This window comes from Marinicella litoralis (assembly GCF_002591915.1).
GTDB lineage: Bacteria > Pseudomonadota > Gammaproteobacteria > Xanthomonadales > Marinicellaceae > Marinicella > Marinicella litoralis.
This window is the reverse complement of the sequence record NZ_NIHB01000001.1, coordinates 1,196,927-1,209,332: the sequence shown is the minus strand read 5'-3', so window position 1 is coordinate 1,209,332 and position 12,406 is coordinate 1,196,927. Positions and strand designations below refer to the sequence as shown.

The 12,406-nt window shown below is 42.7% G+C and carries 10 protein-coding genes and 1 tRNA gene; 5 read left to right on the top strand and 6 right to left on the bottom strand.

From position 1 onward, the window contains the following. From CCS90_RS05330 to CCS90_RS05320, 4 genes are all read right to left on the bottom strand, one after another. Entirely contained in the window at positions 1-2,331 is a 2,331-nt protein-coding gene (locus CCS90_RS05330) for a DUF1631 family protein (RefSeq protein WP_099018446.1), read from the bottom strand. A 194-nt stretch (positions 2,332-2,525) separates the two neighbouring features. After that, the gene (locus tag CCS90_RS05325; protein ID WP_162846817.1) at positions 2,526-3,122 is read right to left on the bottom strand and encodes a DUF937 domain-containing protein; all 597 of its coding nucleotides are present in this window, start codon (positions 3,120-3,122) and stop codon (positions 2,526-2,528) included. After that, positions 3,097-3,159 (bottom strand): hypothetical protein, encoded by a 63-nt coding sequence (locus CCS90_RS15200; RefSeq protein ID WP_371411553.1) that lies wholly within the window; start codon positions 3,157-3,159, stop codon positions 3,097-3,099. Before CCS90_RS15200 ends, CCS90_RS05325 begins: the two co-directional genes overlap by 26 nt. A 247-nt stretch (positions 3,160-3,406) precedes the next feature. Next, positions 3,407-4,879, bottom strand: a complete 1,473-nt coding sequence (locus tag CCS90_RS05320; RefSeq protein ID WP_099018444.1) for a glyceraldehyde-3-phosphate dehydrogenase — start codon at positions 4,877-4,879, stop codon at positions 3,407-3,409. Positions 4,880-5,158: 279 nt separating this feature from the next. Between CCS90_RS05320 and CCS90_RS05315 the strand changes: the two genes are divergently transcribed. The 3 genes from CCS90_RS05315 (at position 5,159) to CCS90_RS05305 (ending at position 7,957) form a co-directional block, all read left to right on the top strand. After that, positions 5,159-5,235: transfer RNA gene (locus tag CCS90_RS05315), tRNA-Asp, on the top strand. An 82-nt stretch (positions 5,236-5,317) separates the two neighbouring features. Further along, positions 5,318-7,231, top strand: coding sequence for a M1 family metallopeptidase (locus CCS90_RS05310; protein WP_099018443.1), 1,914 nt, complete (start codon positions 5,318-5,320; stop codon positions 7,229-7,231). A 114-nt stretch (positions 7,232-7,345) separates the two neighbouring features. Beyond that, complete coding sequence (locus CCS90_RS05305; protein ID WP_099018442.1) at positions 7,346-7,957, top strand: flavin reductase family protein; 612 nt, start codon at positions 7,346-7,348, stop codon at positions 7,955-7,957. On the opposite strand, the gene CCS90_RS05300 is transcribed toward CCS90_RS05305, so the two are convergent. Further along, the gene (locus CCS90_RS05300) at positions 7,954-10,209 is read right to left on the bottom strand and encodes a xanthine dehydrogenase family protein molybdopterin-binding subunit (RefSeq protein ID WP_099018441.1); all 2,256 of its coding nucleotides are present in this window, start codon (positions 10,207-10,209) and stop codon (positions 7,954-7,956) included. The two genes, CCS90_RS05305 and CCS90_RS05300, sit on opposite strands and share 4 nt — an antisense overlap. Continuing rightward, positions 10,206-10,676, bottom strand: coding sequence for a (2Fe-2S)-binding protein (locus CCS90_RS05295; protein WP_099018440.1), 471 nt, complete (start codon positions 10,674-10,676; stop codon positions 10,206-10,208). Before CCS90_RS05295 ends, CCS90_RS05300 begins: the two co-directional genes overlap by 4 nt. A gap of 148 nt (positions 10,677-10,824) precedes the next feature. On the opposite strand from CCS90_RS05295, the gene CCS90_RS05290 reads away from it, so the two are divergent. Beyond that, entirely contained in the window at positions 10,825-11,799 is a 975-nt protein-coding gene (locus CCS90_RS05290; protein WP_099018439.1) for an XdhC family protein, read from the top strand. Next, complete coding sequence (locus tag CCS90_RS05285; RefSeq protein WP_099018438.1) at positions 11,796-12,365, top strand: nucleotidyltransferase family protein; 570 nt, start codon at positions 11,796-11,798, stop codon at positions 12,363-12,365. Before CCS90_RS05290 ends, CCS90_RS05285 begins: the two co-directional genes overlap by 4 nt. The last annotated feature ends 41 nt before the right edge of the window (positions 12,366-12,406 follow it).

Sequence of the window (12,406 nt, the reverse complement as noted above, 5' to 3'; positions counted from 1 at the left end):
TTAAGCTGCCATACTCTTTAGCCTTCCGATGATTTTATTCAATGCATTTTTGAAATAACCACCTTCTGGCAATTCTACACGAATGATGTTTTTTCTGCACAAATCAATCGCCAATCTTTGTAGTTTCATTTTATGCGGATGTCGGCCAACCAGGTCGACGAACAACACACTTTCACTCATCGTACTGACCCAACTGAGTTTTCGCCTTAAAACATCGTTTTGTTGATTGATAATGAAATCGAACATGGTGCCATACGGTAAGTTAACCACCCGTTCTTTCATGGCGTTTTCTTCGTCATTCAATTCACGAATTTCTTCAATTTTTTTATTGGCCGTTTCTATTTTTTCACTTTTAACGGCTTCATCAATAGACAGTACTTTTTTAAGCTTCGGTGCTTCTTTTTTCGCTTCGTCCTCCCCAATTTCTTGCCACCCCAAACAAGTGTGGATGTTGTCTTTGGTAGAAATGCGGTCTCTTTTTGAAAAACCGAGCTCATCCATGGTTTGGTCTAAATGATGCATGGCGCTGAGTTTCTCAGGCCCGGTTAGGTTCATAAATTGATTTTTATTGCCAATTTGTGCAATGGTTTTTGCCGACTGTATTTTCTTCGCCCATTGTTCGGAGTCCTTACCCTCTCTCAACAGGGTCAAGGTCAATGAATCTCGCCAGACATGATGAATGATGTCTTTGACAAACTTAATATCACAGCCTTCCAAGATTTCATTTAAATGCGACTCAACCTCGGCCTTGGTCACATCCATTTTTTCTTTGCCTTGAGCAGCACTGACCCATTTTTGTTCAGCCCTTTCTGCTCGGGTATTGGTTACCTTTAAATAATCAGACAATTCATCCAAGGCTTTGACAAATGAAGATGTGGTGCCATCAAAGGATTTGGCCGCTGTGTCACTGTATTGGTGGATTTGTTTGATGACATTGGTGCCATGCCACTTTTGCGATGACTCAACCAACAGCTCCATGAATTTTCTGGCTGGATGCCCTGAATCAATAAAAAAGCTCTCATCATTGATCGCCGTCCTTAACAAGGGAACATTGATGGCATTAAAAGACGATCTGATGTGCGTGTCTATGGTTTCATCGTTTTCAATTTCGTCATAGACTAGGCCCATCAGGTCTAAGGTTTTGTTTTGTTTCGGAGACAACTCAGGGTAAAAGTTTCCGGTGTTGTTCCTGACTTGATCCGCCAACATCTCCTTCAAATTATGGATGTTTTTACTGGTGGCTACAATGCCAGATTCTTTGGCAATTTGAGCCAATGCTTGGTCAAAGTCATTGTCAGGGATGTTTTGTACGGGTGCACCACTGGGGGTGTTATTGAATGACCCACCGCCTGATTGACCACCACCTGATTGACCACCACCTGATTGGCCTCCACCTTGTTGATGCCCAACAGCTGAACCATGACTTGGTGACAATAAATTAAAAATAGACTCCACCAACCTTTTGCTTTCAGGGTCATACTGCCGTTGTTGGTAACCTGAGTTATCTTCTATACCATAACTTTCTTGAGGTGTGTTCTGGCCTGCATTGGCATGACTGCCACTTTGTTGGTGGTGATTTCTATTGGATTGGCTGCCCGTATTGCCGTTTCTTTGACCAGAATCACTGCCGTCATTTTGTTGTTCATCATCTGACTCTGATTGCTCGACTTGGTTGTCATGATCAACCGCCTCACTTTTTTTATTTCTAGGCTTGATCACTTCAGGCTGAATGTTCGGTAAAATACCAGCAGCTATGAATACTTCATTGATGTCGTGGTAAGCATCATTGATGTTTTTACCAAATTCTTTGATGATGAAATCGATAATCAGGGTTTTTACTTTGACATCGAAACCAATCGACTTAAAGGCATGACTGAACAACCACACAATTGATGCCGGAGAAAATGGCATGTTGGTTTTATCAATTTTCTCGTTACCAAAAAGTACATTCATTCGCTTTTCAAGCGTGTACAACTCAGCGTGGCTCATGACCTCTAAAGTAGAATCTAATTGGGTCAGTGCCAATGAAATTGACAGCTCTTCATCTTCAACCAGTGACAAAGACATTTTAGAGTCTGATTTATTCACTTCAGCCGAAATGAATTCCGGCATGGCTTTGATTTTTTCTCTCAACTGTATTGAAAAATCTTTGGCCCCTATTTTTAATTGACGGTACAGATTGAATAACTCTTGTTCTTCTTGGTTAGAACCAGCCACTTCTGCCTTACTGAACAAATCCTGCAAAGTCAGTTTCATTGACTCCTTAAGACTCACTTGAAGGTATTTATCAAATATAACTATACATTCATTTAAAATTTGTTGTTTGTTCATCGCATCACTAAATATTTTTAAGTCATTTTATTCCCAAAAGGGGAATCGAATACTACGCTTACATCAGAGGGTGTAACACATATTAATGACACTCCTCACACACCTTTTAAATTACATGATAAATCACTGATTGGCAAGGAAAACCACAATCTGTACAGTTGCAGATTGTGGTCATATTGAAATCTAACTGCTGCTTATTTAAAGAATCCCTTGAGTAATCCTGATCCGTGCTTGAGCACATCAGACAAATCAACTTCTCCATCACCATCACCGTCCAATGCTTTTTCTAAAAATCCCAGGTTGGGTTGTTGTTTCTTGATGGTCTTTCGTTCTTTTTTCAACATGTCTTGCAAACCGGAAACACCTAAATTGTTTTCACGCTTGGCTTTACCCACAGCACCTAAAACAACGGGGGCCAAGTTGGCTAAAATGGTATTCACATCGGCAGCACCTAATCCAGTGGCTTTGCCCAATTGATTGGAAACATTGTTTTGACGACTGCCCAAAACATGACCCAATATTTTTTCACCCGTGGATTCATGACCAGACCGGCCCAATAAGCCGTCTAAATTGCCCAAGATACCACCGTCATGACCTTTTTCCAGTGCATGGGCTAAAGACTCAGCACCACTCCGCGACTTGGTGTTTTTTTGTAACGCCGACAACAACATTGGAATGGCTGCTGCAATGGCTCTTTGTGTGGCTTCCTTGTTGCCGCCTACCTTTTGCGCCACTTGTTCGACAGCTTGTTGGCCCACACTGTTTTTAATTAAATCGAAAATTCCTGACATCTGTTGTTCCTGTATAAGTTGATAATGCATTTAAAATAAATGTACTGGTACCGGATTACAACAAAGGATTTGTCAACAATCATTAAATGGCAGCCGTTGAAATTGAGTTCACAAAACTGAATTCACTTCAATCCTATCGCCAACAAACTTGAAAAAATCAAAATCTCAACCAATGGTTTTACCAACACGCCATTGCTAGAAAGTGTCAAAAAATGTCACTCTATTGACGCCCACAAAAAAGGCAGCACTTGGCCGCCTTTTGAATCCTTATGAGAAATTTAAGCTCAGTTACTTGGATAGGCTGGCCAATTCACTCCAGCAAATTTTTCCAAACAACGAACCACTTGGCATGAATAACCATACTCATTGTCATACCAACAATACAACACCACATGATTGTCTTCCACAATGGTGGCTTGTGAATCGATCACACAAGCCTGTCTTGAGCCAACAAAATCAGTCGATACAGCCTCTGAAGAAACTGTATAACCAATTTGTTGTTGCAACCTGGAATGCAATGATTTCTTGCGCAAAAATTCGTTCAATTGAGTTAAGTCTGTTCCTTTGCCTAATTGGATATTAAGTATAGCCATCGAAACATTGGGGGTGGGAACACGAATCGCATTACCAGTTAACTTACCAGCCAGTTCAGGCAATACTTTGGCCACTGCTTTGGCAGCACCCGTTGAGGTCAACACCATATTCAGCGCCGCACTTCTGCCACGGCGATCTTTGTTGTGATAATTATCAATCAGGTTTTGGTCATTGGTATAAGCATGAACGGTTTCAATGTGTCCATGTTGAATACCATATTCTTCATTCAAACATTTCAGCACTGGCACAATGGCATTGGTGGTGCATGAAGCCGCACAAATAACTTCTTTGTCAGGGGTAATCAAATCATGATTGATGCCATACACAATGTTCGGAATATCACCCTGAGCTGGAGCAGTCAACAAGACCTTGGCAGCGCCTGGTCTTAAGTGACCACGCAAACCGGCTTCATCTTTCCAAACACCGGTGTTGTCTACAATCAAAGCATTGTTGATTCCGTAGCTTGTATAATCAATGTCAGCGGGTGAATTGGCATAGATGACTTGCACCTCATTGCCGTTGATGACCAATTTATTTTGTTCATGTAAAACGCGAATGGTGCCATTGAATTTTCCATGGACTGAATCTTTGCGCAACAACGCGGCCCGTTTTTCCAAATCATTATCTGCACTGCTTTTTCGAATCACTATGGCTTTAAGCACAAGCACATCACCGCCGCCAGTTTTATCAACCAACAGGCGTGCCACCAATCGGCCAATTCGGCCAAAACCATACAAAACCACATCCTGAGGTTTTTCGAGTGGTTTGGCATCTGAATCAATTAAATGTGCCAACTCTTGTTTGACATAAGAATCGACATCAGATTGTTCAATTTCATCATAACTGTTGTGCTTGAAATAACGATAAACCATTTTACCCACATCGATGTGCGCAGGACCTAATGGCAATTCCGAAATGGCTTTGATAAAAGGAAATGTTTCGTATTCACTCAATTCACTGGCTTCAACTTGACGCACAAAACGATGGGCTTTCATCAAATCAGTGACTGACTGATTAATCATGCGTTTACCGTACATATACAATGACACATTGCGTCGACGGTATAACCTGCCGATCAATGGGATCATGCCTTCTGCCAGCGCTTCTCTTTCTTTCCAATCGGCGAAAAACTCGGTTGGTAACGGTCTATTTTCTTCAGTCATTGCATCTCCAGCCAATTGGCCAATTAAGTCGAATAAAGGTGCTTAAGAAGATCCTGTAAGTTTCGCTTCAATCCACTCTAAATGACTGAACATTGATGAGCAAACAGAGGAATCAGAACAGGACAGAATCTCCTCAATAATTGGGCGCATATTCTACCACCGAATACAACAGGTTGTCAGCGGGTGCTGCTTTTAATTTGTTGAGAAAAAAACTACACATAATTTTTAATATATATTAGAATGCGCGCTCTCAATTTGATTGAGATGAATCACCACTGCGGAGCGGTAGTTCAGTTGGTTAGAATACCGGCCTGTCACGCCGGGGGTCGCGGGTTCGAGTCCCGTCCGCTCCGCCATTCATATATTCCTTACTTTATCGATCTTCTCTGGTTGTAATTCATACTGATTGCGTTAACATAATCATTTTTTGATGATGTGATGAAAATTATGCGCCTGATTATTTTGACCTGTTTCTTCCTGTGCGGCTGCCAAAGCCCAATCAAACCCAGTCAACCAGAAGCAACACTTGAAACAGCAGAAACCATGGATACCCTGCCACAACGACCTGATGTTTTTTCATTTTCTCGCCATGACCAAGTCAAAATCACTCATTTAGATTTAAATTTAAAAGTTAAATTTAAACAGCAGATCATGGATGGTTTTGTCACGATCAATTACAAAGTCATCAAACCACAAGCGAATCAATTGATTTTGGATACCCGTGATTTAAAAATTAAACGGGTAGAGTCCATAGAAGCAAAAAAAACCCACAAATTGGTTTGGCGCATGGGCCAATCCATAGAAGGCTTGGGCTCAGAATTGATAATCAACTTACCTGACAACCACGCACCCATCAAAATCAGCTATGAAACCATGCCCCAGGCCTCTGGTTTACAATGGTTAGGAGCGGAAAAAACCAGCGGTAAAAAGCACCCATTTCTATTTTCTCAATCCCAAGCTGTACATGCCAGAAGCTGGATCCCGGTACAAGACACACCCTCTGTTAGAGTCACCTACAACGCCAACATTCAGGTTAAGGCTGGGCTGAAAGTTGTCATGAGTGCAGATAACAACAACCAACAAGCCATTGACGGCATCCATACTTTTTCCATGCAACAGCCCATACCTGCCTATTTGATCGCCATTGCCATCGGCGACCTGCAGTTACAAACAATCAGTGAGCACGTCACCATCTATGCAGAAAAGGAAATACTACAGGCCGCAGCCTATGAATTTGCCTCGACCGAAAACATGATCACAGCCACTGAAGCCATGTACGGAAAATACCGATGGGGACAATATGATTTGTTGATTCTTCCTCCCAGTTTCCCTTTTGGTGGAATGGAAAACCCTAAATTGTCTCACATCACACCCACTGTCATCGCTGGTGACCGCTCATTGGATTCATTGATTGCCCATGAATTGGCCCATTCATGGTCAGGTAATTTGGTGACCAATGCTTTGTGGCAGGATGCTTGGCTCAATGAAGGATTTACTTCATACATTGAAGCCAGAATCATAGAGGCTATATATGGAACCGATCGTATGCTGATGGAATCAACCTTGATCTATCAGTCCTTGGTGGAAGAAATGAGTGAATTAAGTGAAGATGCACAAAAACTCATTAACCCCAGCAAAACCAGTGATCCTGATGACTACTTCAGTGGAGTGGCATATGACAAAGGACGTTTCTTTTTAGAATGGATGGAACAACAAGTTGGCAGACCTGATTTCGATCAATTTTTAAATGGCTATTTTGAACAATATGCTTTCAAGAGCATAACCAGCCAAGATTTTGTTGCATACCTCGAGCATAATTTATTGCGTCAATTCCCCCATAAAATCACCGAAAAACAAGTTGATGTTTGGTTGAATCAACCTGGTTTACCTGAATTTTTCACCCCACCTGCGACTCAAATATTTACCGTGATTGATCAACAGGTTGAAACTTGGTTGGCCGGTGATGTTGAGGCCAAGCAAATCAATACGGCATCGTGGACCACCCAAGAATGGTTGCATTTTTTACGCGCCCTACCACCACAATTAAACACCGAGCAATTGCATGAATTAGACCATGCCTTTCAACTGACTCAACGAAAAAACAGTGAAATAGCCCATGACTGGCTGAAAATCAGCATCAACAACCAATACCAAGCAGCCTATGCCAGGTTGATTGATTACTTGTCCAGTATCGGTCGAGTTAAATTAATTAAACCCTTGTATGAAGCCTTGATGGAACACCCCGACTTGCATAATTTAGCGATGAATATTTACATCAAATCCAGACCTGGTTACCACAACATTGCCATCAAGCAAATTGATGCCATAGTGGGATTTAAACAACCTGAGTAAACATCAAAATCAAAATGATGATTAAGCATCATGAATAAACCACCTGTTTTTGAAATTGACAGAAAACTAACATAGGACGCAGTAACATGTGATTTTTCATCCGGCAAAAGTCACATGTTAATCACCCAAGACAAATTGCAAGCGTTTGATCGCATCAAGCGACTGAATCTCATCAATTCAATCACTGGGATTAAACCCGCGAATTTGATTGGCACCCAGAATCTTAAGCAGCAATCCAATTTGGCCCTTTTCAGCTCGGTGGTTCATTTAGGAAGTGACCCAGCCATCTTGGGTTTTATCACCCGACCCAGCGAAGAAGTACCCAGACACACCTTAGAAAACATCTTAACCACAAAACACTACACCATTAACCATGTTCCGACTTCAATGGTGCAACAGGCTCACCAAACGGCTGCAAAATACCCAGCAGCACAATCAGAATTTTCCGCCTGCGGATTCAGCGAACAAATCATCAATCATTTCCCTGCGCCATTCGTAGAACAAGCCCAGATTAAAATTGGATTGAAGTTGGCAGAAATCTTACCCATAGCCATCAACCAAACCCAAATGGTGATAGGCGTTATAGAAATTATGGAGTTGGCCGATGAACTGTTAAGCACTGAAGGCTACATTGATTTGCAGCGAGCCCAAAGTGCAGGCGTTTCAGGCCTCAACAACTATTACGGACTGCAATCTATCCAATCTTTTCCTTATCCTCGCGTTTAAGCTTTGGTTTGACTTTTCATTGCCACCTGCAACTGATCCTTGATTGGCAAACGCCTGATTCTGATGCCTGTGGCTGCATAAATCGCATTGGTTAATGCGGGGGCCACAGGAGGCAAAGGTATTTCACCCACTCCAGCAGGCTCATTGCCATGATTGACCACATGAACCTCCATCATTTCTGGGGCTTGATTTTGTTTCATCAAAGGATAGTCATGGAAATTACTTTGCACCACTTGTCCATCTTTGACTGTAATTTCCAAGTTTAAGGCTGTACTCAAAGCATCGATGGTTCCACCTTGCATTTGTGCCTCTACCCCACGAGGGTTAACCGCAAAACCACAATCAATTGCCCCAATCACTCGATGAATGGTCAGGTCGCCTTCTGGTGAAACACTGACTTCAATGGCATGCGCTGCATAACCACCAAAAGTAAAATGTGTGGCAATGCCCACACCTCTGCCCTTGGGTCTTGGTTGCTTGAACGCAATCTTGGTCGCAACCCATTGCAACAATGCAGCCAATCTTCCTGGATTAAAAGTCGGTCCACCATGATTTTCATATGGAATCTCTCTGGAATCTCCAAGCAATTTCAGTTGAAAATCCAACGGGCTTTGCTGACTTTCATGCGCCAATTCATCAATAAAGCTTTGAATCACAAACCCATTGGCTGTGTGTGCTGGGGCCCGCCATGAACCACGCGGCATACCTGATTGCGCCGAATGGTACTCCACTTGATAATCAGCAATGAGGTTTGCTGGATAGTCATCGGTATACAGTTCTGCCTTCCAATATTCGGTTTCTGACAAATTGGGGCGGCGGTAATACTTACTGGCCGATGCCAAACGATGTTGCCACGCGATCAATTCACCTTGCTTATTCAACCCTGCATTCATTTCATGAATCCCAGCAGGTCGATAAAAATCGTGTTTTATATCGTCTTCTCGCGACCACATCAATTTAATCGGTAAGCCAGTTGCTTTGGATATGATACAGGCTTCTGAAACATAATCATTGCTCAATCGACGCCCAAAGCCACCACCCACTCGGGTCATCTCAATGCTGATATCCAAACGATCAATGTCCGTTTCTGCTGCAGCTGCCCGCGATGCACCACTGGGCATTTGAGTGGGCACAATGATGCGCACTTTATCTCCTTGCACATGTGCAAAGCAATTTTGTGGCTCCAATGGCGCGTGTGAAACAAATGGAATGTCATACCGCCTGGTCAATTGTTTATCAGCAGCAGCAAATTTGGCTTTGAAATCACCATCATCTCTGACCACCTGTCCTTTGCTTTGTAATAATTCATTCAGCTGTGCTTTGAATGAGGCCGTTGATTCTTTGTGATGCGGCCCTTTGTCCCAGTCTATTTTTAAAGCGGCCACACCCTGCATTGCCGCCCATGTGTTGTCAGCAATCACCGCCACACCACTGGCCAAAATATTGTAGGGCTTACCCAACTGTGGCCCTTTGATTGCTGTGGTTTTGACCACCCCAAGGATTTTCAATGCTTCACTGTCATCATATGACCGCACGGTGCCATCTAAATATGGGGACCGCTTAATCATCGCGATTTTCATGCCATCTACATAGGTATCAATCCCATACTTTGCCTTTCCAGTGACCAAATCCTCAACGGCCACGGCATTGTGAGGTTTGCCTAAAATCTTGAAGTTCGCAGGATCTTTTAATTTGGGCTTGGTTGTTGCAAGGGGTATTTGTGATGCCACTGTAATCAATGAGGCATAGGATGCTTTTTGATTTTTTTGGGGTCCAATGACATGGCCTTCATTGCTGTGACAGCTGGCTGGGTCGACTTTCCAAACTTTGGCTGCAGCTGAAATGAACTGTTGTCTGGCCGAGGCACCCACTTCACGCATAAAATTCCAGTTGCCACTGGTGCCCGTGCTGCCGCCTACACCTTGGCCACCGTATTTCCAAGTGAAGCCATCCGCTGTTTTTACAATGCCTAATGGCATTTGCACCACTTCGACTTGCGACCAATTCAAATCCAACTCTTCAGCAACCATCATCGGTAAAACGGTTCTGATACCCTGTCCAATTTCAGGTTGATTACTGCCAATAACCACGGTGTTATCTGGTTTGACTTCAATGAAAAAACCCAGCTTGTTTTCTGCAGTATCAGATTGGTAGTTGGCCCATGTTGGCAAGCCAAAAACCAAGCCACCAGAGACCGTCATTCCGGTTATTAAAAACTTTCTGCGATTTACTTTGACTTCATTGGAATTCATGACTGTGCCCCTTTGCTCATCATTTCTGCGGCATCATGAATGGCTTTCTTGATTCTGACATAGGTACCACAACGACAAATATTACTCATGGCTTGTATGATGTCAGCATCACTGGGGTTAGGGTTTTTATGCAGTAAATCAGTGGCTGCCATGATTTGACCGGACTGACAATAACCGCATTGCGGTACATCATGTTTTATCCAAGCTTGCTGAACCGGAGTCAATTGCTTGTCTTCAGCCAAACCTTCTATGGTCGTAATGCTCTGACCAGCAACTGATTCAATTGGCGTGACACAGGATCTGATGACTTGGCCATTTAAATGAATGGAACAGGCACCACACTGCCCTATGCCACATCCAAATTTGGTACCCGTTAATTTTAATTCATCGCGAATAACCCACAAAGCAGGGGTTTGGGGATCTCCATCAAAGTTAACTTCCTGAGCATTAATTTTAAAAGTAATCATGACATGTCCTGAATGAGTGCCTTATGATTATAAATTCCAATCTACGAAATGTAATGTATCAATAGTCACGGATTCAATTGTCTATATTGGCACATCACTCACCAAGCAAGACGTCTTATAATGGGAGCAATCGACATGCAAAATCATTATGTTGGAACAAATCAATCCATTGTGGGGTATCTACCTTAAACACAAAGAACAAGGTCAGCCATTGGTGCTTGCCACATTGGTTAAAACTGTGGGTTCAAGTTATAAAAAAGCCGGTGCCATGATGTTGATTGAACAGGATAGAACCACCCATGGCTTGATCAGTGGTGGTTGTTTAGAAGCCGATGTGGCAGAGCATGCCATGACCGTATTTGAAACCAAACAAGCCTGTCAATTGACGTATGATTTAAGCGATGAATCCATTTTCGGCTTAGGCGCCGGCTGTGATGGCACCATACACCTGGTGCTACAACTATTAAAAGATGATTACTTGCCTTTCAGTGCACTCAATCCATTGCCCGGAAAGTCAATTTCGCTACAGTTGTATATAGAATCTGAAAATAACAGCCAATACCCAGTCGGTAGTTATTATTTATTGAAGAACCAGCAAATGCTTGAATCAACTGCCGGTTTTTACCAAGCGGTCTCAGACTCAACAAGCCCTTTACATTACCATCCACCGCCTAAAATTGCGATTTGTGGTGCCGGCATTGATGTGATACCCGTTTTACATGTTTTACATTTATTACAATGGCATGTGACTTTGATTGATCATGCAGCCGGTCGCTTGACACAAACCACACAACATTTAAATACCCAAACCATTCAAGTCAACCCAGATGACTTGAATGCCACGTTATCTGGCCACGATTTTGCTGCAGTGATTATCATGAGCCACCATTTGGAAAGAGATGCCGAATATTTGAAATACTTTGCTGCCACCAAAACTCAATGGATGGGATTATTGGGCCCATTAAAAAGAAGGGACAAAGTGCTACAAAAAGCCCAGTTAACATTAAGCCAGCTCCAGCAAAGGCTGAAATCACCAGTGGGTCTAGACATTGGCGGGCAGATGCCAGAAAACATCGCGATTTCAGTGGCAGCCCAACTTCAGCAACATTTCTATCAAACATGAAAATCAACGGATTAATCCTCGCAGCAGGTAACTCCAGCCGATTGGGGAAAAACAAACAAACCATAAAATTCAAAAACGCAACCTTGTTGCAGATGATTGAGCACAGTCTACTGAAATGTTGTGACCATGTTGTCGTGGTATTAGGGCATGACCATCAAGCCATCCCAACACAGGCTAAAAGCCAGGTAGTAATCAATTCAAAATGGCAGTCTGGCATGGGGTCTTCAATCAAAGTCGGTGTTGACTGTCTTAAAAACCAATCTGACGCCCTATTAATTGCCCTGTGCGATCAACCGATGATTCCACCAAGCCATTATCAGAATTTGGTGGCAGCTGCCATCCACTCGCCACATCAAATCATCAGCTCACACTACCAAAATATAAACGGTGTTCCAGCTATTTTTCCTCAAGAATATTTCAATAAGTTACTGTCTTTGCCTGACAAACATGGTGCCAGAAAATTAATTTCTGACCATCAAAACAATGTATTTTCTATAGCATGTCCAAGCGCAAAGCTTGATATAGATACGTTTGATGACTTAACAAAATTAATGACCCTGGATTGAACTCTTAATTTCAGGCATTGACAGCCTCAACCTGATTAGGC